A 23034-nucleotide genomic window follows, 5' to 3' on the forward strand; every position below is an offset into this window, starting at 1 on the left:
AGGGATGCAGTTCGCGGGACACCGCGGAACCGGCTTCGCCGGGCCGCAGGTGTCGCCCCCTGCAAGGGGGTTGGCGCAGCACACGAAGTGCGCGAAGCCTGGGGGCGTACCTATTTACATCCTGCAGCCGCGGGCGGGGTCGGCCAGACCCTTGATCGCGGTGCTCACGAGTTTGTTCTCCTTGCCCTCCACCTTGCGCAGGTAGATGTCCTGCACCGGGTTGTGGGCCTTGCTCACGGTGAACGCGCCGCGCGGGCTGTCGATCTTCGCCTTCTCGATGGCGGCGGAGAACTCGGCCTTCTTCGAGATGTCGCCCTTGGTCGCGTTCAGGCCCACACCCAGCATCTGCGCCGCGTCGTAGCCTTGCACGGCGTACACGTCGGGCTGCAGCTTGAACGACTTGGCGTACGCCACGCGGAAGGCGTTGTCGCGTGCGGTGTTCAGGCCGTCGGCGTAGTGCAGCGTGGTGAGCATGCCCTGGGCCGATTCGCCCTGCGCGTCGAGCGTGCCGTCGGTCAGGAAGCCGGGGCCGTACAGCGGAATGGTCTTGTTGAGGCCTGCGGCCTGGTAGTCCTTGACGAACTTCACCGCGCCGCCGCCGGCGAAGAAGGCGTACACCGCATCGGGCTTGGCCGCCGCGATCTCGGTCAACAGCGCCTGGAACTCCACGTTGGGAAAGGGCAGGGTGAGCTGCTTGTCGACCTTGCCGCCGTTCTTCTCGAAGCCTTCCTTGAAGCCGTTGACCGACTCGTCGCCCGCGGCGTACTTCCAGGTGATGGTCATCGCCTTCTTCTTGCCCTGCTGCTTTGCCGCCACCTCGCCCATGGCGTAGGCCGGCTGCCAGTTGCTGAACGAGCTGCGGAAGATGTTGGGCGCGCACATCGGGCCGGTGACGGCGTCGGCGCCTGCATTGGGCACGATCAGCACGGTGCCGCTTTCCTTGGCGGCCTTGGCCATGGCCATGGCCACGCCCGAGTGCACCGTGCCGACGATCACGTCGACGTTGTCGCGCTTGATGAGCTTGTTGACGTTGTCGGTGGCCTTGGCCGGGTCGGACTCGTCGTCGACCTTGAAGTACTCGATCTCGCGGCCGGCGAGCTTGCCGCCCTGCTCGTCCACGTAGAGCTTGAAGCCGTTCTCGATGGCCACGCCCAGTGCGGTGTAGGTGCCGCTGTAGGGCAGCATCAGGCCGACCTTGAGCTTGCCTGTGCCTTGCGCGCCTGCAGCCGACGCGAGGGCGGCGAAGGCGATGGCCGTGAGGGCCAGGCGGGCGGTGCGGATTGTCATGGTGTCTGTCTCCTGTTTTTGGTGATGAAGGAAGTGGCCGCGACGATGACACGATCCGGCTGATCGCGATGCGGGGAATGCCCGCATTCAGGGATTTCGAGCAGCTCGCAACCACCGACGCGCGCGGCGATGCCGCGGATCTGCGCGAGGGTGCCGTACTCGTCGTCGATGCCCTGCACGGCGAGCACGGGGCAGCGGATTCCGTCGAGTTCGCGCTCGATGTTCCAGTCGCGGAATGGCGGGTGCAGCCAGATGCGGTTCCAGCCCCAGAAGGCCGAGTCGGCGCTGTCGTGGTAGCGGCCCAGCTTCTGCGGCAGGTCGGTGCCGAGGTAGGCGGTGCGCGCGTTCTCGATGTTCGCCACCGTCACGTCCTCCACGAAGATGTGCGGCGCCAGCACGACGAGGCCAGCAACCTTGTCCGGAAAGCGCGAGGCGTAAAGCAGCGAGATCGAGCCGCCGTCGCTGTGGCCGAAGAGCCAGGGCTTCCGGTCGCCGAGGCCGAGCGCGGCGAAGAGCGCGGGCAGCACCTCGTGCGCCTGGCGGTGCATGAAGTCGACGTCCCAGATCTCGTCGTCGGTGCGCGGCGTCGATCGGCCGTAGCCGGGGCGCGAGAACACGAGGCCGCGCACGCCGGCGGCTTCGCACAGCCGCGCGGGGAAGTCCTTCCACATCGCGACGGAGCCCAGGCCCTCGTGCAGGAAGACGACGAGCGGGGCGTCGATGCGCTCGGGGGCGATCCACTGGCATTCGATGCGGATTTCGCGGCCGCGCCAATCGATGGTGGCGAAGGCAGTGCTCATGACTGTTGCGCCCTCTCCCAGAGGGAGAGTGGACAAGACAAATGCTTCATGCCTGCCTTTCCTTCTCACGCAACCTGAACCGCTGGATCTTCCCCGTCGCCGTCTTCGGCAGCTCGGCCACGAATTCGAGAAAACGCGGGTACTTGTACGGCGCCAGCCGCTCCTTCACGAAGGCCTTGAGCTCGTCCTCGGTGGCCGCGCCGCCGTCCTTCAGCACGACGAAGGCCTTGGTCTTGGTCAGGCCGTCGGCGTCTTCCTTGCCGATCACCGCCGCCTCGAGCACGGCCGGGTGCTGCATCAGCGTGGCCTCGACCTCGAAGGGCGAGACGTAGATACCGCTGACCTTGAGCATGTCGTCGCTGCGTCCGGCGTAGGTGTAGTAGCCGTCGGCGTCGCGGGTGTACTTGTCGCCGCTCTTGGTCCAGCCGCCCTGGAAGGTCTCGCGCGACTTCTCGCGGTTGGCCCAGTACATCAGCGCCGAGCTGGGGCCGCGGATGTAGAGGTCGCCCACCTCGCCGTCGGGCACGGGGCGGCCGTCCTCGCCGCGCAGCTCGACCTCGTAGCCTTCCACCGGCCGGCCTGTGGTGCCGTAGCGCACGTCGCCCGGCCGGTTGGAGATGAAGATGTGCAGCATCTCCGTCGAGCCGATGCCGTCGATGATCTCGCAGCCGAAGTGCTGCTTGAAGCGCTGCGCGATCTCGCCGGGCAGCGCCTCGCCGGCCGAGGAGCACATGCGCAGTGCCACCGCCTCGCGCGCGGGCAGCTTCGGCGATGCGAGCATGCCCGCGAAGCCGGTGGGCGCGCCGAAGAACACGGTCGGTTTGTGTTCCACCCAGCGGCGGAAGGTGGCGTCGGGCGTGGGCGCTCGGCCATCAGCACCACGGTGGCACCCACCGAGAGCGGGAAGGTCAGCGCATTGCCCAGGCCGTACGCGAAGTACATCTTGGCGGCAGAGAAGCAGACGTCGTCCTCGGTGAGGCCGAGCACCGGCTTGCCGTAGAGCTCGGCGGTCCACCACAGGTTGGCGTGCGTGTGGACCGTGCCCTTGGGCTTGCCGGTGGAGCCGGAGGAATACAGCCAGAAGCCCGGGTCGTCCGATGCGGTGGTCACGGGCGAGGCCAGCGGCTCGACGGCGGCGAGCGCGGCGTCGAACTCCTGCGCGCCTTCGGGCAGTGCACCGGCGGGCTGCGACACGAGCAACGTGCGCACCTCGTGCCCGCCGCGCGACATCGCTTCCTGCAGCGTGGGCAGCAGCGCGCCCGAGACCAGCACCGCCTGCGCGCGGCTGTGGTCGAGCATGTAGGCGTAGTCGTCGGGCGTGAGCAGCGTGTTGACCGCCACCGGCACCACGCCCGCGTAGAGGCTGCCGAGGAAGCTCACGGGCCAGTCGTTGCCGTCGAGCATCAAGAGCAGCACGCGCTCCTCGCGCCGGATGCCGGCCGCCTGCAGCGCGGCGGCCAGGCGGCGCGAGCGCTCCTCGAGCTGGCCGTAGCTCATCGTGCCGCGGTCGTCGATGTAGGCGGTGCGCGCGGCGCGTTCGCGGTTGAGCTCGAACAGGTGTCCGGCGAAGTTGAATCGTGGGGGCAGGGTCATGGTCTTGTCTCCTTCAGCCTTGCGTGTTCTTGCTTTTTCTTCTTCTAGAGGCCGAGTGCGGCGAGGACGCCGGGGCTTGCCTGTACCGCCGTGCGGCGGTGATAGAAATCGAGCGCGCGCAGTCCGCCCAGTTCGGCGCCGCCGCCCGCGCGGCCGGGGCCGCCGTGCAGCGACATCGGCATCACGTTGCCGTGGCCGGTGTGGGCCTGCGCCACTTCGGGCGTGACGACGTGCACGCGGCCGTGGCTCGGTGCGACGGCGAGCGCGGCCTGCGCCAGCACCGCGTCGTCGCTTCCATATATGGATGTGACGAGCGAGCCCTGGCCGCGATGCGCCAGCGCGATGCCGTGCGCGAGGTCTCGGTAGGGCAGCAGGGTGGCAACGGGGCCGAACACTTCGATGTCGTGCACCTGCTGCGCCGCGTCGGCGTCGCGCGCGCCCAGCAGCACGGGGCCGATGCAGGCGGCGACGGCCGGGTCGGCATCGACGAGGGGCTTGTTGCGGCCGTCGTGCAGCACGGTGGTCTGCGCGGACAGCGCGGCCAGCCCTCCGCGCACCGAGTCCAGCTGCGCGCGGCTCACGAGCGAACCCATGCGCACGCTCTCGTTGCGCGGGTTGCCGACCGTGGTGCCCGCGAGCTTCGCGCCGATGGCCTCGGCGGCAGCGTCGTACAGCTCCGCCGGCACCAGGATGCGTCGGATGGCGGTGCACTTCTGGCCCGACTTCACCGTCATCTCGCGCACCACTTCGCGCACGAGCAGGTTGAAGGCGTCGCTGCCGGGCGCGGCGCCGGGCAGTAGCAGGGCGCTGTTGAGGCTGTCGGCCTCGATGTTCACGCGCACCGAGCGCTGCGCCACGGCCGGGTGCGAACGGATCACCGCGGCGGTCTCGGCCGAGCCGGTGAAGGAGGCCACGTCGAAGGGCTGCAGCGCGTCCATCAAACCGGCCGAGCTGCCGCAGACGATGGAAAGCGCACCGGCCGGCAGCACGCCCGCGTCGACCACGTCGCGCACCATGCGCTGCGTGAGCCAGGCGGTGGCGGTGGCCGGCTTCACGATCACCGGCACGCCCGACAGCAGCGCGGGCGCGGCCTTCTCCCACAGGCCCCACGAGGGGAAGTTGAAGGCGTTGATGAAGAGCGCCACGCCCTGCGTCGGCACCTGCAGGTGCTGCGACTGGAACACAGGCTCCTTGCCGAGCTTGACCGCATCGCCGTCGCGCAGCGCGCGCACGTCGCCCAGCGCATCGCCCCATTTCGCGTACTGGCCGAGCGTGAAGATGGCGCCGTCGATGTCCACGGCCGAGTCGTTCTTCACCGTGCCCGAGTTGGCGGTGGCGATCTCGTAGTACGCGTCGCGGTTGACCTGCAGCACCTTCACGACGGCCGCAAGCAGCCCCGCGCGCTGGCGGTAGGTGAGGGCGCGCAGCGCGTTGCCGCCCTGTTCGCGTGCGAAGGCGAAGGCGGCGGGCAGGTCCAGGCCGGTGGCGTCGACGCGAGCGAGCTCGGTGCCCAGGACCGGGTCGAACAGCGGCGTGCCGGCGCCAGAACCGTTTTGCCAGCGGCCGGAGACGTAGTTGGGAAGAAGCGCGGTCATTGGGTGGACTTGATCTGCCCTTCGGGCAGTAGATAAAGGACGAGTGCGCGGCCACTGGCCACGGTCGGGCGATGCGCTGTGCCGGGGCCGTAGACGCACCAGCCCGCGGGCCGGCCGTCGAAGGTGGCGGCGGTGTCGTCGAGCGGCATGATCAGGTCGATCTCGCCGTTGGGATGCGTGTGGTGCGGACCGGCGATGTCCTGCATGTCGACCACGTCGACCGAGAACCGGTGCAGTGCGTCTTCGGCCTTGAAGACGCGGCCGTACCTGATGCCGCCGCCCTCGCGCTCGCAGAGCCAGCCTTCGGCGACGCCGCCGATGCAGGCCTGGCGCAGCTGCTCGAAGCTGGCGCTGCCGGCGCCGTGGTGGGTGTTGAGCCACTGGTCGAGTTCGCCGTCGAGCGGCTTGCCGGCGATCTGGGCGGTCAGGCCGGCGATCAGCTGGTGGAATGCTTCCTTGCCGGTGGCGGGAGTGCTGCTGCTGTCGGACATCGTAGGGCCTCGAACTTTGGAACTACCTTGCAGGATCACTGCGCGTGCAGTATCTTGCGTGTGGCCGAACAATAAGCATCGAGACAATGAGTGTCAAGCAATATAGTGCATCTATGGTGTTTACCCTGAGCGAGCACAATCCCGGCGAAGAACGAGGAATTGCATGAACGAGCATGTAGACGCGGCGCTGGCCGCCGCGGCTGAAGGCGGCAATGGCGCGCCGGGCCAGGCCGTCGCCGGGGAGGCGAAGAATCCGCTGCTGTCGGCACTGGGCGACCGCGTGCGCAACCTGCGCGCGCAGCGCGGCCTCACGCGCAAGGCAGTGGCCATCGCGGCCGACGTGTCGGAGCGCCATCTCGCCAATCTCGAATACGGCATCGGCAACGCGTCGATCCTGGTGCTGCAGCAGGTGGCTGGCGCGCTGCACTGCTCGCTGGCCGAACTGGTGGGCGACGTCACGACCAGCTCGCCCGAGTGGCTGCTGATCCGCGAACTGCTCGAGAACCGCAGCGAGGCCGACTTGCGCCGCGTGCGCGTGGCGATCGGCGAGCTGCTGGGCACCGCCTCGGTCGACCCGGCGCGGCACCGGCGCATCGCGCTCGTGGGGCTGCGCGGCGCGGGCAAGTCGACGCTCGGGCAGATGCTCGCGGAAGACCTGGAAGTCCCGTTCATCGAGCTCAGCCGCGAGATCGAGAAGCTCGCGGGCTGCAGCGTGCGCGAGATCCACGACCTCTACGGCACCAACGCCTATCGCCGATACGAGCGCCGCGCCCTGGAAGAAGCCGTGCAGATCTACAGCGAGGTGGTGATCGCCACGCCCGGTGGCATCGTCTCCGACCCGGCCACCTTCAACGAGCTGCTTGCGCACTGCACCACCGTGTGGCTGCAGGCCGCGCCCGAGGAGCACATGGGCCGCGTGGCCGCCCAGGGCGACACCCGCCCGATGGCCGCCAGCAAGGAAGCGATGGAAGACCTGCGCCGCATCCTGAACGGCCGCGCCGCCTTCTATTCGAAGGCCGACCTGTCGGTGGACACCAGCGGCAAGACGCTGCCGCAGAGCTTCCAGGCGCTGCGCGCCGCTGTGCGCCAGTCCATGGGACTGGTCTAGGCGCCCCTCCGGCCCTTCCAAATCTGAAAAAAAGTGCAGCAGGCATTGACTTGCCTAGTTGCATGCAGCATGATGCATGTCATCGGAGCAGTAAAGTGCATTATCTTTCCTGTTCACGGTTTCCGAACACTGCCCCACAGCTGCCCCCACAGGAGACTTCCGCATGACCGACACCACCACGCTCCAGGCGCCCCAGCGCGTCGACTACCGCACCGAACCCGGCCAGTACCGCCACTGGTCGCTGAGCTTCGATGGCGCCATCGCACGCCTCGTGCTCGACATCGCGGAAGACGGCGGCATCCGTCCGGGCTACAAACTCAAGCTCAACAGCTACGACCTGGGCGTGGACGTGGAACTCAACGACGCGCTCAACCGCATCCGCTTCGAGCATCCCGAAGTCCGCAGCGTGATCGTCACCAGCGGCAAGGACCGCATCTTCTGTTCCGGCGCCAACATCTTCATGCTCGGCGTCTCCAGCCACGCATGGAAGGTGAACTTCTGCAAGTTCACCAACGAGACGCGCAACGGCATCGAAGACTCTTCCAGGCATTCGGGCCTGAAGTTCCTCGCGGCCGTGAACGGCGCCTGCGCCGGCGGCGGCTATGAACTGGCGCTGGCCTGCGACGAGATCCTGCTGGTGGACGACCGCTCCTCCGCCGTCTCGCTGCCCGAAGTACCGCTTCTGGGCGTGCTGCCCGGCACCGGCGGCCTGACCCGCGTGACCGACAAGCGCCACGTGCGCCATGACCTCGCCGACATCTTCTGCACCAGCGTCGAAGGCGTGCGCGGCCAGCGCGCGGTCGACTGGCGCCTGGTGGACGCGGTCGCCAAGCCCGCGCAGTTCGCCGCCGCCGTGCAGGAGCGCGCGTCGCAGCTCGCCGCCGGCAGCGACCGCCCGGCCAACGGCAAGGGCGTGGCGCTGACCCGCGTCGAGCGCACCGACAGCGCCGACGGCATCTCGTACGCGAACGTCAATGTGCAGATCGACCGCAGCAAGCGCACAGCCACCATCACCGTGAAGGCGCCTGCCGGCGCGCAGCCCTCGGACATCGCCGCCATCGAAGCAGCCGGCGCCGCATGGTGGCCGCTGGCGATGTGCCGCGAGCTCGACGACGCCATCCTGAACCTGCGCACGAACGAACTCGACATCGGCACCTGGCTGCTCAAGACCGAGGGCGATGCCGCCGCCGTGCTCGCGTCGGACGCCGTCATGCTCGCCAACAAGGACCACTGGCTGGTGCGCGAGACCATCGGCGCGCTGCGCCGCACTCTGGCGCGGCTGGACGTGTCCTCGCGCAGCCTGTTCGCGCTGATCGAAGCCGGCTCGTGCTTCGCCGGCACGCTGGCCGAACTGGCCTTCGCGGCCGACCGCGCCTACATGCTCGCGCTGCCCGACGATGCAGCGCGCGCACCGAAGCTCACGCTCGACGAATTCAACTTCGGCTTCTTCCCGATGGTGAACGACCAGAGCCGCCTGCAGCGCCGCTTCTATGAAGAAGCCGCGCCGCTGGAAGCCGCGCGCGCCGCCGCTGGCAAGCCGCTCGATGCCGACGAGGCGCTGAAGCTGGGCCTGGTGACCGCCGCGCCCGACGACATCGACTGGGACGACGAGATCCGCATCGCCATCGAGGAGCGCGCCGCGATGTCGCCCGACGCGCTCACCGGCCTCGAAGCCAACCTGCGCTTCGCGAGCAAGGAGAACATGGCGACCCGCATCTTCGGCCGGCTCACCGCCTGGCAGAACTGGATCTTCAACCGCCCCAACGCCGTCGGTGAAAAGGGCGCGCTGAAGGTCTACGGCACCGGTCAAAAAGCCGGCTTCGACTTGAACCGCGTCTGACAGCACAGCCCAGTCCCGCAAGAACCCAAGGAACAACGATGAGCACGATCAACTACAGCGAGAAGATCCCCAACAACGTCAACCTCGGCGAAGACCGCACGCTGCAGCGCGCGCTCGAAGGCTGGCAGCCGAATTTCATCAACTGGTGGGACGACGTGGGCCCCGAGGGCTCGACCAACCACGAGGTCTACCTGCGCACGGCCGTGAGCGTCGATCCGCAGGGCTGGGCCCAGTTCGGCCACGTGAAGATGCGCGACTACCGCTGGGGCATCTTCCTGAACCCGGGCGACGCCAACCGCGAGATCCACTTCGGCGACCACAAGGGCGAGAAGGCCTGGCAGGACGTGCCGGGCGAGCACCGCGCCAACCTGCGCCGCATCATCGTGACTCAGGGCGACACCGAGCCCGCGTCGGTGGAGCAGCAGCGCCACCTGGGCCTGACCGCGCCCAGCATGTACGACCTGCGCAACCTGTTCCAGATCAACGTGGAAGAGGGCCGCCACCTGTGGGCCATGGTCTACCTGCTGCACAAGCACTTCGGCCGAGACGGCCGCGAAGAGGCCGAGGCCCTCCTGCAGCGCACCTCGGGCGACGAGAACAACCCGCGCATCCTGGGCGCATTCAACGAGCGCACGCCCGACTGGCTCGCGTTCTTCATGTTCACGTACTTCACCGACCGCGACGGCAAGTTCCAGCTGTCTGCGCTGGCCGAGAGCGCCTTCGATCCGCTGGCGCGCACCACGAAGTTCATGCTGACCGAGGAAGCGCACCACATGTTCGTGGGCGAGAGCGGCGTGTCGCGCGTCATCGCGCGCACCGCGCAGGTCATGAACGAGCTGAAGACCGACGACCCGCAGAAGGTGCGCGCCGCCGGCGCCATCGACCTGGGCACCATCCAGCGCTACCTGAACTTCCACTACAGCGTGACCATCGACCTGTTCGGCGCCGACCAGTCGAGCAACGCGGCCATCTTCTACAGCTCGGGCCTGAAGGGCCGCTACGAGGAAGGCAAGCGCACCGACGACCACGTGCTCAAGGGCCAGACCTACAAGGTGCTCGAGGTGAAGGACGGCCAGCTCGTCGAGAAGGACGTGCCGATGCTCAACGCGCTCAACGAAGTGCTGCGCGACGACTTCATCAAGGACTCGGTGGCCGGCGTGGGCCGCTGGAACAAGGTGCTGGAAAAGGCCGGCATCCCGACCCGCCTGGTGGTGCCGCACAAGGCCTTCAACCGCCAGATCGGCGCGCTCGCCGGCATCAAGATGTCGCCCGAAGGCCGCGTGGTGAACGACATGGAATGGGCCGCCAAGCGCGACGAGTGGTTGCCCAGTGCCGAAGACTTCGCTTTCGTGGCATCGTTGATGGGCCGCGTGGTGGAGCCGGGCAAGTTCGCCGGCTGGATCTCGCCGCCGGTGATGGGCATCAACAGGCAGCCGGTCGATTTCGAGTACGTGCGTTTCGGCTGATTGGTATTTGGGTATTGCTCCTTCCCCCGCTGGGGGAAGGCTGGGGTGGGGGCAAGCGGCGCGACCACGACAAACGCCGCATGCCCCCACCCAACCCTCCCCCAGAGGGGGAGGGCTCTAGGAGAACAACATGGACATGGCCGTCGAAGCCGGAGTCATCAAGCAGCACCTGATCGACCCCGAGATCTGCATCCGCTGCAACACCTGCGAGGCCACCTGCCCCGTCAACGCGATCACGCACGACGACAACAACTACGTCGTGCGTGCCGACATCTGCAACGGCTGCATGGCCTGCATCTCGCCGTGCCCCACGGGCTCGATCGACAACTGGCGCACCATGCCGCTGGTGCGCGCGTATTCCATCGAGGAGCAGTTCACCTGGGAGTCGCTGCCCGCGGAGCTCTCGCCCGAGGAACTCGAAGCGGCCGGCGTCGCGCCGGGTGCGGAAGCTGCCGCTCCTGATCAGACGCAGGCGCAGGCCCAGATCCAGGCTGCGGTCGAAACGCTCGAGCCGGCCTTCAACTCCGCGCAGTACGGCGCCATCGTGCCGCCCTGGTCGGCCGCGCACGCCTACACCAACCTCTTTCCGCCGAAGACGCCGACCACCGCCACCGTGGTCGGTAACTTCAACTGCACCGAGGCCGGCTTCGACAGCGAGACGCACCACATCGTGCTCGACTTCGGCGTGGTGCCCTTCCCGGTGCTCGAGGGCCAGTCGATCGGCATCGTGCCGCCCGGCACCGACGCCATGGGCAAGCGCCACCATGCGCGCCAGTATTCGGTGGCCAGCCCTCGCAACGGCGAGCGGCCCGGCTACAACAACGTCTCGCTCACCGTGAAGCGCGTGACCGAGGACCACGACGGCACGCCCGTGCGCGGCGTGTGCTCCAACTACGTGTGCGACCTGAAGGTGGGCGACACGGTGCAGGTGGTGGGGCCCTTCGGCTCCTCGTTCCTGATGCCGAACCATCCCAAGTCGCACATCGTGATGATCTGCACCGGCACCGGCAGCGCCCCGATGCGCGCCATGACCGAATGGCGCCGCCGGCTGCGCAAGAGCGGCAAGTTCGAGGGCGGCAAGCTGCTGCTGTTCTTCGGCGCGCGCACGCAGCAGGAGCTGCCGTACTTCGGCCCGCTGCAGTCGCTGCCCAAGGACTTCATCGACATCAACCTCGCGTTCTCGCGCACGCCGGGGCAGCCCAAGCGCTACGTGCAGGACCTGATGCGCGAGCGCGCCGCCGACCTGGCCGCGCTGCTGAAGGACGGTGCCAGCCACTTCTACGTGTGCGGCCTCAAGAGCATGGAAGAGGGCGTGGTGCTCGCGCTGCGCGACGTGGCCAAAGATGCGGGGCTCGACTGGGACACGGTGGGCGCCGCGCTGAAGCGCGAAGGCCGCCTGCACCTCGAGACCTACTGAGCCGCGGCGGATGAAGTTCGCCGACTTCCACGCGGGCCAGGTCATCGAGGCCGGGCCCTATGTGCTCACCGAGGCCGAGCTTCTGCAGTTCGCGCGGGCCTACGACCCGCAGTGGTTCCACGTCGACGCGGAAGCCGCGGCCGACAGCCCCTTCGGCGGGCTCATCGCGAGCGGCTGGCACACCTGCTCCATCGCAATGAAGCTGGTGGTGGAGGCTGCGCTCGCAGGTTCGGAGTCCTTCGCATCGCCGGGGCTGGAGCAGGTGCGCTGGCCCAACCCGGTGCGCCCCGGTGATGCATTGCGCCTGGTGGCCGACGTGATCGAGGTGCGCCGCTCCGAGAAGCGCCCGACGCTCGGCATCCTGCGCTGGCGCTGGAGGCTTTTCAACCAGCGCGAGCTGATGGTGCTCGACGCCGAGGTCACCAGCCTGTTCAAGCTCAAGCCGGCCAACCAGGCGACAGAAAGAACGTGAAAAGGCCCGCGGCGCTCCGGCGCCGCGGGCCTTTCTCATCGAGCTGAAGTCGCGGTTACTTCTTGATGTCGACTGCGCCCGAGCCCTGGGCCTTGCCGTGCGCCTTCGCGCCCACGGCAGGCGCCTTCACCGCACCGCCAGCCGAGCCGACCGCACCGGTCGCGCCATCCAGGGTGCCGCCGACGGTATTGGTCACGCCGCCCACGGCGTTGGTTGCTCCGCCGACTGCATTCGTGGCTCCGCCGACGGCGCCTGTCGCGCCGCCCAGCACGCCGCCGACCGCATTGCCGACCGTGCCTGTTGCGCCGGTTGCCGCGCTACCGGCGTTCGTGTTCGCGCCGGCCCCTGCGTTGGCGCCGGTCGCGGCACCTGCGCCGCCGCGTGTGCCCGTGGTGGAGCCCGAGGCATTCACGTCGGCATTGACCCCGACGCCGACCCCGACGCCTTGCGCCTGGGCAACGCCGCCGATGGCCAGCAGACCTGCGAGCAGGGTGCCGAGGACGATGCGGTTGTGTTGATGCTGTTGCTTCATGGGTGACTGTTCCTTTCGTAGCGTGGTCACGGTTTCCTGGACCGATCGGGTTCGATCGATCCGGGTGCAACCATGGCCGAGCCGCGATCTGTCGCCATGTGCGCCAGGTTCGCCTGCACGCGTGGGAACCGGCCGTCGGCGGAAACGGGGGCTCGTGCGTTAGGGCGCCGGATCGACGTTCGGGCCCTCAAGGCAGCAGATGCGCACGGAAGAAGGCAGTTGTCTTCCTGTTCACATCCGGCAACACCTCCGCACGGTCGAAGCCCGGCGCGTCATCGAGCATGTCGCCGATCAGCCCCGTGAGGCCCGGCGGAGGCGGCGACAGCAGCGCCCCGTGGCCGCCGGAAGGCATGGCGGCGATCAGCTCGCAGCGTGGAAGGCAGGCCGCGAGCACGCGGTCGCTATGGAATCGCGGAACTAGCCAGCGGTCCTGCTGCGCGGTGACGAGGCCCAGCGGCACGCGCGGATTGGCCAGCGAGGCCATGTCGAAATCGGCCGACGATGGCACGCCCGCCACGATGGCCGCGATGCGCGGGTCGGTGTGCTCGCGAGGCGCGGCGTCATCGCCAAAGCGGTGGCGGATGACGAGGAGCGCCGCCCATTTCTTGATGCCATCGAGCGGGCCGCCGGTGAGCCGCGTGATGAGGCCGACACAGGACTGGAAGTCGTCCACCAGATTGGCTTCGCAGTGCCGCGCAAAGGCGGCCGGCGACCAGCGCCCGCCCGCCAGGCTCAGGGCCGTGTGACCGCCCGCCGACATCCCGTACATGCCGACCTTGTCGAGCCTCAGCAGCGGCGCGAAGCGCGGGTCGCGGGCTACCGCGTCGATAGCGCGCGACACCTCGGCCGGGCGCATGGTCCAGCTGTCGGGACCGGGGTTGCCGTCGTCCTTGTAGTTGTCGGCCTTGTGCTCGGGCATGGCGACCACGAAGCCGGCCTCGACCAGGCTGCGCGCGATGTCGGCATGGACCCACGGCGCGCCGCCCGAGCCATGCGAGATGACGACCAGTCGGCCGTTGCCGGGCACCGGCGTACCTTGCACCGCGACGTCGAGCGTGAAGCGGGCGCGCCGGTTCGGCTGGGCCGCGTCGGAGGATGGATAGAACACCGTGACCGGACCGTCGCCAGGCGCGGCGGGAAGCTCCGCCAGGCCCATCGAGGCCCGCGCCCAGCCGCAGCACAGCGCGATGAGCAGGAAGAAGAGAGGAGAAGAAAGAGAAAAGCGTCGCATCGGGTGGTTCCTTGCCTTGGAAGGCCCGCACGATGCCGGGGCGTCGCCGCCGCGTCTTGCCGAAAACCGCAAACGCCGTTTTCGGCCAGAGATTTCAGGATTCGGCCAGCTTCTTCCTGCGGAATTCAGTGGGCGTGAGGCCCGTGGCGGCCTTGAATGCGCGGTTGAACGGGCCGATGGACTGGAAGCCCGCGGTCAGCGCGATGGTCAGCACCGGCAGCTCGCGCTTGAAGGGATCGGCCAGCGCCGCCATCGCCTCGGCCAGCCGAAAGCCGTTGACGAAGGCGTTGAAGTTGCGGTGGCCCAGCCGCTGGTTGATGAGGCGGCGCAGGCGGTACTCGGGTACCGAGAGCCGGGCGGCGAGGGCGGCGATGCTCAGGTCTTCGCTGCGGTATGCGAACTCGATCGCCATGGCGTGCTGCAGGGATGCGGCGAGGCGATCTTCGGCGGGGTCGGAGGCTGGCTCGGGAGCAGGCTCCGACTCGGCGGGCTCCTCGGCGAGTGGGGGTGGCGGTGCCGGCGCGTCCGGCATCACTGGCGAAATCGCGGCCGGTGCCTGTGCCGCCGGAAAGAACTCCGACCCCGCCAGCCGCACCATCCGCCATGCCACCACTGCCACGATCAGCAGAAGCATCGCCGCGTCGGCCGTGGCGGAGGGGCCCGAGAGCTGTCCGCGCGGGGACGCCAGCCGCACCACCAGCATCCCGACGCTGTAGCCGACGCCCGTCACCACGATGAACACGCGCAGCCGGCGCCGGCCCTCCACCAGGTCGGCCCGCCATTGCGAAGCCGCGGCCATCGCCGCAAGCACCGCGAACACCAGCGGCACGGCGCGCTGGATGCCCATGGTGACCGGCGCGAGCACCGAGGCGCTGCCGGCGACCATCGCGCAGTTGAACGCCGCCAGTACCGCCACCGCCAGCCATGAAGCGATGTGCAGGGGCCGCAGCGCGAAGTCGTCGTCGAAGAGTGCTCGCACGAACACCCAGAACAGCACCGCGTTGCCGACCGAGATCGCGACGAAGGGCGATTGCCAAGCGCGAGGCACCGTCGCCTCGAACAGCGGCGTGGAGCCGATCACCTGGATGCACAGGCCAAGGGCGAGCAGCACACCCGCGCGCGCCACTGGCAGGCGGGGGCGGTCGCGGCCGAGGACCAGTGCCAGCACGAGCAGCAGGGCCAGCAGCACGCCGCGCAGCGCGGCATCGAGCAGGGTGATCGGGGCGGGTGTCATGGTCGGGCCCGATTCTCACGCAGGCTCCGTGACAGCTGAAGGGAACTCCGGTTGCGCAAGACCCTCCGCCGTGCCATGTCAAACACACGCAACTCATAATGTTGCATGAAACGAGACAGCAAGCTTTCCGCCGTCCTCCATGTGCTGCTGCACATGGCCGAGATGAAGGCGCCCGTCACCTCCGAGTCGCTCGCGGCGGCGATGCAGACCAATCCGGTAGTCGTACGCCGACTCATGGCCGGCTTGCGGCAGGCGGGATTCGTGAGCTCGGCCAAGGGGCATGGCGGCGGCTGGGTGCTGTCTTGTACCTTGTCGGCGGTGACGCTGGGCGACATCCACAACGCGGTGGGCGCGCCTGCGCTGCTCGCCATGGGCAACCGCACCGAGAGCCCCGGCTGCATCGTCGAACAGGCGGTGAACGCGGCGCTCGACGGTGTGTGCGACGAGGCCGAGGCGCTGCTGCTCAGGCGCTTCAACAGCATCACGCTGGCCGATCTTTCCAGGGACTTTCATCGCCGCATGACGGGCGGCGGCTTCACATCGAAGGACATCGAACATGCGACATGACGCTCTGATCGCGGGCGGCAGCTTTGCCGGCCTTTCCGCTGCCATGCAGCTTGCCCGGGCGCGACGCAAGGTCTGCGTCGTCGACACCGGCGCGCCGCGCAACCGCTTCGCCGCCGCATCGCACGGCTTCTTCGGGCAGGACGGCGTGCCGCCCCTGAAGATGATTGCAGACGCGCGCGAGAAGCTGCTCGCGTACCCGAGCGTCGAGTTCGTCGAGGCCGCAGTGGTGGATGCGCGCGCCGATGAGGCTGGTGGATTCGCCGTGTCGCTCAGCAACGGCGAGCGCCGCTCGGCCGGCAAGCTGCTGCTGTCCTATGGCGTGCAGGACCGTCTGCCCGAGCTTCCCGGCCTCGGCGAACGCTGGGGTGCGAGCGTGCTGCACTGTCCCTATTGCCACGGCTACGAATTCGGCGGGCGCCGGCTGGGCGTGCTCTATCACCACGGGGTGCAGCCGCAGGACCACGCGCTGCTGATCGCCGAATGGGGCCCGACCACGCTCTTCCTCAACGGTGGCGAAGGGCCTGATGCCGAGGCGCGCGCGAGGCTGCAGGCGCGCGGTGTCGCCATCGAGCCCGGTCGCATCGCCGGCCTGGAAGGCGACGCGCCCGACCTCGCCGGCGTGCGCATCGACGACGGCAGGCTGGTGCCGATCGACGCGCTCTACGTGACGCCGCGCACGCGCCCCGCAAGCCCCCTGGCCGAGCGGCTGGGCTGCGCCTTCGACGACGGCCCGCTGGGCAAGGTGCTGCGCGTCGATGCGATGAAGATGACGACCGTGCCCGGCGTCTACGGCGCGGGCGATCTCGCGATGATGTTCTCCAATGCCACCCTGGCGTCGGCGGACGGGCTGATGGCTGGTGTTTCGATGCACCGCTCGATGGTGTTCGAGGCCTGAAAGGCAGAAAAAGAACTTTTTTCGCGGAATCGGGAAAATCGGCTCCAAATCACCCTATAATCTGAGGCTCACGCGGGAATAGCTCAGTTGGTAGAGCGCAACCTTGCCAAGGTTGAGGTCGAGAGTTCGAGACTCTTTTCCCGCTCCAAATTGCAAAAAGGCCACCTCATCAGGTGGCCTTTTTCTTTGGTGCGCCGATTTAGCCTTTCGCCGCCAACACCGTCCCCCGACTTTCTCCAAACCCGATGCGCGCATGCCCCGGCTTCTCGCACCAGCCGCGCAGCAGCACCGCGTCGCCGTCCTCCAGGAAGCCGCGCTGCTCGCTGTTGGCCAGCTTCACCGGGCTTTGCCCAACGCGCGTCAGCTCGATGATCGCGCCGGCTTCGCCCTCGCCGGGGCCGGAGATCGTGCCGCTGCCGAACAGGTCGCCTGGGTTCAGGCTGCAGCCGCCCATGGTGTGGTGCGCCACCATCTGCGCGACGGTCCAGTACTGGTGCCGGAAGCTGGTCGACGAAAGCCGCGACGCTCCGGTCTTCTCCTTGCGGGCTTTTTCGCTTTCGAGCCACACCTCCAGCCGGATGTCGATCGCGCCGCTCTCGCGGTTCGCTGCATGCTCCAGGTAAGGCAGCGGCTGGGGCTCGTTCGACGGGCGCGTCCATGCCTGCCGGTAGGGCGCGAGCGCTTCCATCGTCACGATCCACGGCGAGATCGTGGTCGCGAAGTTCTTCGCGAGGAAGGGCCCGAGCGGCGCCATCTCCCAGAACTGGATGTCGCGCGCTGACCAGTCGTTGAGCAGGCAGATGCCGAAGATGTGTTCTTCCGCCTGTTCGAGCGCAATCGCATCGCCCTGCGCGTTGCCCTTGCCGATCCATACGCCGAGCTCCAACTCGTAGTCGAGCCGCGCGCAGGCCTGGTAGGTGGGCGCTTTTGCGCCAGGGGCCATCGCTTGTCCCATCGGGCGGTGGAAGCGCTGGCCGCTCACGCCGATGGTCGACACGCGCCCGTGGTACGCGATCGGGATCCAGCGGAAGTTGGGCGTCACGTCGCCATCGGGGTTCATCAGGCGGCTGATGTTCAGCGCGTGGTCGATCGAGGTGTAGAAGTCGGTGTAGTCGCCGATGCGCGCGGGCACGGTGTATTCGATGTCGGCCTGCGGCACGAGGCATTCGCGCACGGCCTGCACTGCGGCGATGGGCGAGTCGTTCTTCAGCAACTCGAAAAGCGCGTGGCGCAGTGCTTTCCAAGCGCCGTTGCCGAGTGCGAAGAAGTCGTTGAGCGCCGGCAGCGCGGCGGCGTTCGCGGCGTCGAGCGCGGGGCCGTCGAGCTGCTGCTTCATGACCAGCGCTGCCAGGTCCAGCACCTGGTCGCCGATCGCGACGCCGCCGCGGAATGCCTCGGCGCTTCCGGCGCGGCGGAACACCGCATGCGGCAGGTTCTGGATGGGGAAGTCGCTGTCCGGCGCATTGGCCGATTCGACCCAACTGCGCGCGTGAACGTCGTGCGTGTGGTTGAGTTCGATGGTCATCGGCGCGACCTCATGCCGAAGCCATCAGCGCGTCGTCGAAGATCGCGACCGCGCGCGTCCACCCGGCCGACGCGCCGCGGATCTTGTGCGGGAAGCAGCTGATGTAGAAGCCCGTGGGCGGCAGCACTTCCAGGTTGTGCAGCTTCTCGATGTGGCAGTAGCCGATGTCGCGGCCGGCCTTGTGGCCTTCCCAGATCAGCGAGGCGTCCTGCGTCTCGCCGTACTTCTTCGCGGTGTGCACGAAGGGCGCGTCCCAGCTCCATGCGTCGGTGCCCGTCAGGCGCACGCCGCGCTCCAGCAGGTACATCGTCGCCTCGTAGCCCATGCCCGCGCCGGCCGACACGTAGTCGGGGTTGCCGTAGCGCGAGCCGGCGCGCGTGTTGACCACCACGATCTCCAGCGGACTCAGCGTGTGGCCGATGCGCTTGAGCTCGGCCTCGACGTCGGCGGCCGTCACCACGTAGCCATCCGCGAAGTGACGGAAGTCGAGCTTCACGCCGGGCTGGAAACACCATTCGAGCGGCACGTCGTGGATGGCGATGGCGGGCTTCTTCTCGCCCAGCGCCTTGTCCATGGTCGAGTGGAAGTGATAGGGCGCATCGAGGTGCGTGCCGTTGTGCGTCGACAGCTGCACCAGCTCCACCGCCCAGCCTTCGCCGTCGGGCAGGTCTTCCTTCTTCAGGCCGGGAAAGAAGGGCTCGATCTGTTCGTAGGTCTGCTCGTGCGTGAAGTACTGGATCTTCGGCGCGAAGGCCGGCGGGTCGGAGAGCACGTCGTTTTCGAGAAAGATCGAGAGATCGACGAATTTGCGTGGCATGGGAACTCCTTGTGGGTGTACGTTTTGGAGAAGACGGAGGATTCAGGGACGCTGCCAGCGCAGCAGCCGTTGCTCGGCAAAGGCCAGCAGCGCATTGCTCGCGAAGCCGATGAGCCCCAGCAGCACGATGCCCGCGAACAGGTCGCTCGCGCGGAAGGCGCGCGCGGCCAGCAGGATGGCCTGGCCCAGGCCGCTTTGCGAGGCGATCATCTCGCCCACCACCGCGACGATCAGCGCGATGGTCAGCGCGAGCCGCATGCCGGCGAGGATGTCGGGCATCGCGTTGGGCAGGCCCATCTTCCAGATGTACGCCGCGCGCGACATCTGCAGGCAGCGCGCCACTTCCGACAGGCGCGGCTCCACGGCCGCGAAGCCGTGCACCGTGGCCAGCAGCACCGGCCACATTGCCCCGAAGGCGACCACGAAAAGCACCATGCCGGGGTTCAGCCCGAAGATGGAAATCGCCAGCGGCAGCAGCGCGGAGGCGGGCAGGGGGCGGATGCATTCGAGCGTCGGCTGAATCCATGCGCGCACCGATGGCGACACGCCGATGGCCGCGCCGAGCAGCACGCCGAAGAGCGATGCGAGCAGCCAGCCTTCGATCATCCGGCCCACCGTGGCCTGCGTGAAGCCGAGCAACTCGCCGCTGCCATCGCCGCCCGAAAGATTCAGCCCTTCGAGCAGGCTGGCGAACGTGGCCTGCGGTGTCGGCAGGAACACGCGGCTCACCCAGCCCGCGTTGCTCGCGATCCACCACAGCGCGACGAGCGCGAGCAGCACGCCCAGCGAGCCGACCCTGTAGAGGCCGATGCGGCTGTCGTTCATGACGGCATCCCCATGCGCCGCGACACCGCGCGCTGCAGCATCAGCATGCCCGCGTTGACCGCGAAGCCCACGACGCCGATCCAGCCCAGCCAGGCGAGCATCAGCGCCGGGTCGAAGCTCTGCTGCGCAATCATCATCGCGTAGCCCATCCCGTTCGGATTGGCCGCGATCTCCACCGTCACTGCCACCACCAGCGCCACCGCCACGCCGAGGCGCAATGCGACGAAGAGGCGCGGCACGATGGCCGGCAGCACGATCTTGAAGGCGCGCTCGCGCGCCGAGAGCCCCAGCACGCGGCTGACCTCGAGCAGGCGCGGCTCCACCTGCTGCACCGCCGCCTGCACCAGCACCAGCAGCGGCCAGAAGGTGGCGAAGGCGACGATGGCCAGCTCCATGCGCACGCCGAAGCCGAAGCCCAGCATCGCGAGCGGAATCAGCGCGACCGAAGGCACGGGCCGAAGCACTTCGATGGAAACCGAGCCGAGCTGCGCCGCACGGCGCGAGAGGCCGAGCGCCACGCCCAGTGCGATGCCGAGCACCGCGCCCAGCAGCAGCCCGAGCGCGGCGGTGCCCAGCGTGAAGCCGGTGGCCGTCCAGAGCGAGCCGTCCATGGCCGCGCCAGCCAAAGCCTTCGCCGCAGCGCTGGGCGGCGCGAGCGCGTCGCTGCCAAGGGCCGCCGCGCGCCGCGCATACCACTCGAAGGCGCCGACCAGCACCGCGGGAAACACCCACGGCCGCAGCCAGCGCAAGAGGCGGCCGTCAGTCATGGCCCTGCTCGATGAAGGCGAAGAGTTCGCGGCGCAAGTGCAGGTATTCCGGATGCTCCTTGGTCGAGAGCTGGTCGCGCGGGCGCGGGATCTTCACGTCGATCATCCGCGCGAGGCTGGGCCGGCCCGGCCCCGGGTTGGCCTGCAGCGCGATTACGCGGTCGCCGAGGTAGATGGCTTCCTCCAGGTCGTGCGTGACGAACAGAACGGTGAGCCCGTCCTCGCGCACCAGCCGCGCGAGCTCGTCCTGCAGGCTCTGGCGCGTGAGCGCGTCGAGCGCGCCGAAGGGCTCGTCCATCATCATCAGCTCGGGCTTCTGCGCGAGGCAGCGGGCGATCTGCGCGCGCTGCTGCATGCCGCCCGACAGCTGCACCGGAAACTTGTGCGCGTGCTTCGCGAGGCCGACCTTGCCGAGCACGTCGGCGATGCGCGGTGCACGCTCCACGGAGGGCACGCCGGCCGCTTCCAGCGCGAGGCTCACGTTGCCTTCCACAGTGCGCCAGGGCAGCAGCGCGCGGCCGTAGTCCTGGAACACGAAGGCCACTTCGCGCGAGGGTTCGGTCATCTTTACGCCGTTGCGCCGCACCTCGCCCGCACTGGCCGTGACCAGCCCGCTGGCCGCGCGCAGCAGCGTGGTCTTGCCGCAGCCGCTGGGGCCGACGATGCAGACGAACTCGCCGCGCGCCACGTCGAACGAGGTCGGCGAAAGAATCTCGCGCCCGCCGAGGCGGATGGTCACGCCGTCGAAGCGCAGGAAGGGCGTGGCCTGCGCCGCGGTGCCGGTCGGCGCGTGGAAGGCGCCCGGCTGCAACGCAGCGCGCGCGGTGAGCGGGGCGGGTGCTGCGATCACTTCGCCACCAGCTTCGCCACGTCGATGTTCGTCTTGAGCATCTCCTGCTCCTTCATCAGCCCGGTCCAGTAGGAAAGCTGCTTGTCGGTCACCACAGGGCCGGGCGGCGAGACCTGCACCTTGGCGAGCACTTCGGGCGGCAGCTTGATGTATTTGCCGATCGATGCGCGCACCTTGGCATCGTTCTTCGACTGCTCCATGAACGCGGCCGCTTCGACCAGCGACTCACGGAAGGCGCGCGCCGCCGCCGGGTTCTTCGCCACCCACTCGCGCTTGGCCGCGTGCACGATGGTCTGGTTGTTCTCCGGCAGGAAGGTCGAGTAGTACGAGGCCACGTAGCCTGCGCCGCTCTCGGTGATGCGGCTCATGAACGGGTCGGCCGACACCACCGCGTCGACCGAGCCGCCGCGCAGCAGGTCGGCGTGCTGCGGGAATGCGGCCTCGACGAAGTTGACCTTGCGGTAGTCCACGCCGCTGTCCTTCAGCCATGCGCGGAAGGTCACGTGCAGGAAGGCGCCCAGGCCCGGCACGCCGATCTTCTTGCCCACGCAGTCCTGCGCGCTCTTGATGCCCGAGCCCGCGCGCGCCACCAGGCCGAAGCCGGTGATGGTCTTCGAGGTGAGCCCGCCGCCGGCCACCAGCACCAGGTCGAGCCCGCCGTCCACCGCCTGCAGGAACACCGAGGGCGTGGGGCCGCCGATCTGCAGCGAATCGGACTGCAGCGCCGCCGGGATGGTCGAGTTCAGCGGAATGAACTTCAGCTCCACGTCGAGGCTGCGCTTCTTGAAGTAGCCCTCCTCGGCGGCCACGAACACCGATGCGAAGTCGGTCACGGCCGTGTAGCCGAACACGATTTTCGTGGTGGACTGTGCGCGCGAAGGCAGCGCCGCGGCAGCCGACGCCGCGGCGAGCGCCGACAGCAGGGTGCGTCGTTTCATCATGTCTTCTGTCTCCTGGGGGTGGTTTTCTTCTGCGATGGCTTGGCAGTCTTCGGGCGCGGCAGCGCGGCGCGCAGGCCGCCGACGATGAAGTTCACCAGCATCGGTGCCACGGCCGGGTCGGCGCGCGTGTTCTCGCCGCGCGAGAGCCGTTCGATGCGGCTGTCGTTCAGGTGGTGCAGCAGCGAGCCCAGCGCGAACTGATAGCCCCAGGCGGCCTGGCTGCGCGTGGCGTGCGGCATCGCAAGGTGCAGCGCGTCGATGTAGGCCTCGGCCAGCGGATCGAAGTAGGCGCGCAGCACGCGGTCGGCTTCCTCGGTGGCATGGTAGAGCTCGCGCGCCACCAGCAGCGCGTAGTACTCGCCCTCGGCGCTCGCGCGCAGCGCCAGCACGGGCGCGGTGAAGGCGTCGATGATGCGCGGCAGCGTGCGCGCGTCGACGGGGTCGATGTTCACGGTGGCCAGGCCCGCCAGCCGCGCCTCGATGGAATGGCCCCAGTGCTCGAAGATCGCGTGGAAGAGTTCGTGCTTCTGGCCGTAGTAGTAGCTCACCAGCGCCAGCGGCACGCCGGCCTCCTCGGCGATCTGGCGGATCGTCACCGCGTGGTAGCCGTGCTGCGAAAAAAGCTTCTCGGCCGCCAGCAGGATCGCCTGCTTGCGGTCGGGCCGCGCAGTCTCGATGGCGACTGCGGCGGCGGCCTGTGCCGGTGCGCGCGAGACCTGGCGCTTTGCGGTGGGTGTGCGGGTGCTCATCGGGGGCGTATTGAACGCTTGTACAAAAACAT

The 23034-nt window shown here is 68.5% G+C and carries 21 protein-coding genes, 1 tRNA gene and 1 pseudogene; 8 read left to right on the forward strand and 15 right to left on the reverse strand.

From position 1 onward, the window contains the following. Positions 1-114: 114 nt before the first annotated feature. From ACHMXA_RS03980 to ACHMXA_RS04000, 5 genes and pseudogenes are all read right to left on the reverse strand, one after another. A complete protein-coding gene (locus tag ACHMXA_RS03980) occupies positions 115-1287 on the reverse strand; it encodes an ABC transporter substrate-binding protein (RefSeq protein WP_395318647.1) in 1173 nt (390 codons plus the stop codon). Next, positions 1284-2087 carry an alpha/beta fold hydrolase gene (locus ACHMXA_RS03985; RefSeq protein WP_395318649.1) on the reverse strand — a complete coding sequence of 268 codons (804 nt, stop codon included), beginning with the start codon at positions 2085-2087 and terminating at the stop codon, positions 1284-1286. Before ACHMXA_RS03985 ends, ACHMXA_RS03980 begins: the two co-directional genes overlap by 4 nt. Before the next feature lie 46 nt (positions 2088-2133). After that, positions 2134-3680, reverse strand: a pseudogene (locus tag ACHMXA_RS03990) (benzoate-CoA ligase family protein). Between the two features lie 44 nt (positions 3681-3724). After that, positions 3725-5275, reverse strand: a complete 1551-nt coding sequence (locus ACHMXA_RS03995; protein WP_395318651.1) for a 3,4-dehydroadipyl-CoA semialdehyde dehydrogenase — start codon at positions 5273-5275, stop codon at positions 3725-3727. Beyond that, positions 5272-5766 carry a DUF4863 family protein gene (locus ACHMXA_RS04000; protein ID WP_395318653.1) on the reverse strand — a complete coding sequence of 165 codons (495 nt, stop codon included), beginning with the start codon at positions 5764-5766 and terminating at the stop codon, positions 5272-5274. The genes ACHMXA_RS03995 and ACHMXA_RS04000 overlap by 4 nt, the downstream gene beginning before the upstream one ends. 163 nt (positions 5767-5929) lie before the next feature. Here ACHMXA_RS04000 and ACHMXA_RS04005 point away from each other — a divergent pair, with 163 nt between their 5' ends. From ACHMXA_RS04005 to ACHMXA_RS04025, 5 genes are all read left to right on the forward strand, one after another. Next, positions 5930-6874 (forward strand): helix-turn-helix transcriptional regulator, encoded by a 945-nt coding sequence (locus tag ACHMXA_RS04005; protein WP_395318655.1) that lies wholly within the window; start codon positions 5930-5932, stop codon positions 6872-6874. A 163-nt stretch (positions 6875-7037) separates the two neighbouring features. Further along, complete coding sequence (boxC, locus tag ACHMXA_RS04010; protein WP_395318657.1) at positions 7038-8714, forward strand: 2,3-epoxybenzoyl-CoA dihydrolase; 1677 nt, start codon at positions 7038-7040, stop codon at positions 8712-8714. A 38-nt stretch (positions 8715-8752) separates the two neighbouring features. After that, positions 8753-10180 carry a benzoyl-CoA 2,3-epoxidase subunit BoxB gene (gene boxB, locus ACHMXA_RS04015; protein WP_395318659.1) on the forward strand — a complete coding sequence of 476 codons (1428 nt, stop codon included), beginning with the start codon at positions 8753-8755 and terminating at the stop codon, positions 10178-10180. Positions 10181-10310: 130 nt separating this feature from the next. After that, positions 10311-11597, forward strand: coding sequence for a benzoyl-CoA 2,3-epoxidase subunit BoxA (boxA, locus tag ACHMXA_RS04020; RefSeq protein ID WP_395318661.1), 1287 nt, complete (start codon positions 10311-10313; stop codon positions 11595-11597). Positions 11598-11607: 10 nt separating this feature from the next. Then, a complete protein-coding gene (locus ACHMXA_RS04025) occupies positions 11608-12069 on the forward strand; it encodes a MaoC family dehydratase (protein ID WP_395318663.1) in 462 nt (153 codons plus the stop codon). A 55-nt stretch (positions 12070-12124) separates the two neighbouring features. Here ACHMXA_RS04025 and ACHMXA_RS04030 read toward each other — a convergent pair whose 3' ends face one another. The 3 genes from ACHMXA_RS04030 to ACHMXA_RS04040 all read right to left on the reverse strand — a co-directional run bounded on the left by ACHMXA_RS04030 (position 12125) and on the right by ACHMXA_RS04040 (position 15066). Continuing rightward, the gene (locus ACHMXA_RS04030; RefSeq protein ID WP_395318665.1) at positions 12125-12601 is read right to left on the reverse strand and encodes an adhesin; all 477 of its coding nucleotides are present in this window, start codon (positions 12599-12601) and stop codon (positions 12125-12127) included. A 187-nt stretch (positions 12602-12788) separates the two neighbouring features. Further along, positions 12789-13832 (reverse strand): alpha/beta hydrolase family protein, encoded by a 1044-nt coding sequence (locus ACHMXA_RS04035; protein ID WP_395318667.1) that lies wholly within the window; start codon positions 13830-13832, stop codon positions 12789-12791. Positions 13833-13926: 94 nt separating this feature from the next. Continuing rightward, complete coding sequence (locus ACHMXA_RS04040; RefSeq protein WP_395318669.1) at positions 13927-15066, reverse strand: helix-turn-helix domain-containing protein; 1140 nt, start codon at positions 15064-15066, stop codon at positions 13927-13929. A gap of 105 nt (positions 15067-15171) precedes the next feature. Here ACHMXA_RS04040 and ACHMXA_RS04045 point away from each other — a divergent pair, with 105 nt between their 5' ends. From ACHMXA_RS04045 to ACHMXA_RS04055, 3 genes are all read left to right on the forward strand, one after another. Then, positions 15172-15633, forward strand: coding sequence for an Rrf2 family transcriptional regulator (locus ACHMXA_RS04045; protein ID WP_176665499.1), 462 nt, complete (start codon positions 15172-15174; stop codon positions 15631-15633). After that, complete coding sequence (locus ACHMXA_RS04050) at positions 15623-16528, forward strand: NAD(P)/FAD-dependent oxidoreductase (RefSeq protein WP_395318672.1); 906 nt, start codon at positions 15623-15625, stop codon at positions 16526-16528. Before ACHMXA_RS04045 ends, ACHMXA_RS04050 begins: the two co-directional genes overlap by 11 nt. A gap of 72 nt (positions 16529-16600) precedes the next feature. Then, positions 16601-16676, forward strand: a tRNA-Gly gene (locus ACHMXA_RS04055). Positions 16677-16727: 51 nt separating this feature from the next. On the opposite strand, the gene fahA is transcribed toward ACHMXA_RS04055, so the two are convergent. From fahA to ACHMXA_RS04090, 7 genes are read right to left on the reverse strand one after another with little or no spacing between them, the layout of a single operon-like run. Further along, the gene (fahA, locus tag ACHMXA_RS04060) at positions 16728-18053 is read right to left on the reverse strand and encodes a fumarylacetoacetase (protein ID WP_395318674.1); all 1326 of its coding nucleotides are present in this window, start codon (positions 18051-18053) and stop codon (positions 16728-16730) included. A gap of 10 nt (positions 18054-18063) precedes the next feature. Beyond that, positions 18064-18870, reverse strand: coding sequence for a cyclase family protein (locus ACHMXA_RS04065; protein WP_395318676.1), 807 nt, complete (start codon positions 18868-18870; stop codon positions 18064-18066). Positions 18871-18912: 42 nt separating this feature from the next. Next, a complete protein-coding gene (locus ACHMXA_RS04070; protein ID WP_395318678.1) occupies positions 18913-19695 on the reverse strand; it encodes an ABC transporter permease in 783 nt (260 codons plus the stop codon). Further along, positions 19692-20462: an ABC transporter permease gene (locus tag ACHMXA_RS04075; RefSeq protein ID WP_395318680.1), complete on the reverse strand. Its 771-nt coding sequence runs from the start codon at positions 20460-20462 to the stop codon at positions 19692-19694. The genes ACHMXA_RS04070 and ACHMXA_RS04075 overlap by 4 nt, the downstream gene beginning before the upstream one ends. Continuing rightward, positions 20455-21312, reverse strand: a complete 858-nt coding sequence (locus tag ACHMXA_RS04080) for an ABC transporter ATP-binding protein (protein WP_395318682.1) — start codon at positions 21310-21312, stop codon at positions 20455-20457. The genes ACHMXA_RS04075 and ACHMXA_RS04080 overlap by 8 nt, the downstream gene beginning before the upstream one ends. Further along, a complete protein-coding gene (locus ACHMXA_RS04085; RefSeq protein ID WP_395318684.1) occupies positions 21309-22253 on the reverse strand; it encodes an ABC transporter substrate-binding protein in 945 nt (314 codons plus the stop codon). The genes ACHMXA_RS04080 and ACHMXA_RS04085 overlap by 4 nt, the downstream gene beginning before the upstream one ends. After that, a complete protein-coding gene (locus tag ACHMXA_RS04090) occupies positions 22250-23002 on the reverse strand; it encodes a TetR family transcriptional regulator (RefSeq protein WP_395318686.1) in 753 nt (250 codons plus the stop codon). The genes ACHMXA_RS04085 and ACHMXA_RS04090 overlap by 4 nt, the downstream gene beginning before the upstream one ends. Positions 23003-23034 lie beyond the last annotated feature (32 nt).

It is taken from the genome of Variovorax sp. UC74_104 (assembly GCF_044055375.1).
Classification (GTDB): domain Bacteria; phylum Pseudomonadota; class Gammaproteobacteria; order Burkholderiales; family Burkholderiaceae_C; genus Variovorax.

What these genes read in the sequence shown, in the direction of transcription:
- ACHMXA_RS04050 (WP_395318672.1), top strand. Translation starts at nt 15,623, where the DNA reads ATGCGACATGACGCTCTGATCGCGGGCGGCAGCTTTGCCGGCCTTTCC.
- fahA (WP_395318674.1), bottom strand. Translation starts at nt 18,053, where the DNA reads ATGACCATCGAACTCAACCACACGCACGACGTTCACGCGCGCAGTTGG.
- boxB (WP_395318659.1), top strand. Translation starts at nt 8,753, where the DNA reads ATGAGCACGATCAACTACAGCGAGAAGATCCCCAACAACGTCAACCTC.
- ACHMXA_RS04090 (WP_395318686.1), bottom strand. Translation starts at nt 23,002, where the DNA reads ATGAGCACCCGCACACCCACCGCAAAGCGCCAGGTCTCGCGCGCACCG.
- ACHMXA_RS03980 (WP_395318647.1), bottom strand. Translation starts at nt 1,287, where the DNA reads ATGACAATCCGCACCGCCCGCCTGGCCCTCACGGCCATCGCCTTCGCC.
- boxA (WP_395318661.1), top strand. Translation starts at nt 10,311, where the DNA reads ATGGACATGGCCGTCGAAGCCGGAGTCATCAAGCAGCACCTGATCGAC.
- ACHMXA_RS04035 (WP_395318667.1), bottom strand. Translation starts at nt 13,832, where the DNA reads ATGCGACGCTTTTCTCTTTCTTCTCCTCTCTTCTTCCTGCTCATCGCG.
- ACHMXA_RS04000 (WP_395318653.1), bottom strand. Translation starts at nt 5,766, where the DNA reads ATGTCCGACAGCAGCAGCACTCCCGCCACCGGCAAGGAAGCATTCCAC.
- ACHMXA_RS04085 (WP_395318684.1), bottom strand. Translation starts at nt 22,253, where the DNA reads ATGATGAAACGACGCACCCTGCTGTCGGCGCTCGCCGCGGCGTCGGCT.
- ACHMXA_RS04040 (WP_395318669.1), bottom strand. Translation starts at nt 15,066, where the DNA reads ATGACACCCGCCCCGATCACCCTGCTCGATGCCGCGCTGCGCGGCGTG.
- ACHMXA_RS04005 (WP_395318655.1), top strand. Translation starts at nt 5,930, where the DNA reads ATGAACGAGCATGTAGACGCGGCGCTGGCCGCCGCGGCTGAAGGCGGC.
- ACHMXA_RS04075 (WP_395318680.1), bottom strand. Translation starts at nt 20,462, where the DNA reads ATGACTGACGGCCGCCTCTTGCGCTGGCTGCGGCCGTGGGTGTTTCCC.
- ACHMXA_RS04025 (WP_395318663.1), top strand. Translation starts at nt 11,608, where the DNA reads ATGAAGTTCGCCGACTTCCACGCGGGCCAGGTCATCGAGGCCGGGCCC.
- ACHMXA_RS04045 (WP_176665499.1), top strand. Translation starts at nt 15,172, where the DNA reads ATGAAACGAGACAGCAAGCTTTCCGCCGTCCTCCATGTGCTGCTGCAC.
- ACHMXA_RS04065 (WP_395318676.1), bottom strand. Translation starts at nt 18,870, where the DNA reads ATGCCACGCAAATTCGTCGATCTCTCGATCTTTCTCGAAAACGACGTG.
- boxC (WP_395318657.1), top strand. Translation starts at nt 7,038, where the DNA reads ATGACCGACACCACCACGCTCCAGGCGCCCCAGCGCGTCGACTACCGC.
- ACHMXA_RS03985 (WP_395318649.1), bottom strand. Translation starts at nt 2,087, where the DNA reads ATGAGCACTGCCTTCGCCACCATCGATTGGCGCGGCCGCGAAATCCGC.
- ACHMXA_RS04030 (WP_395318665.1), bottom strand. Translation starts at nt 12,601, where the DNA reads ATGAAGCAACAGCATCAACACAACCGCATCGTCCTCGGCACCCTGCTC.
- ACHMXA_RS04070 (WP_395318678.1), bottom strand. Translation starts at nt 19,695, where the DNA reads ATGAACGACAGCCGCATCGGCCTCTACAGGGTCGGCTCGCTGGGCGTG.
- ACHMXA_RS03995 (WP_395318651.1), bottom strand. Translation starts at nt 5,275, where the DNA reads ATGACCGCGCTTCTTCCCAACTACGTCTCCGGCCGCTGGCAAAACGGT.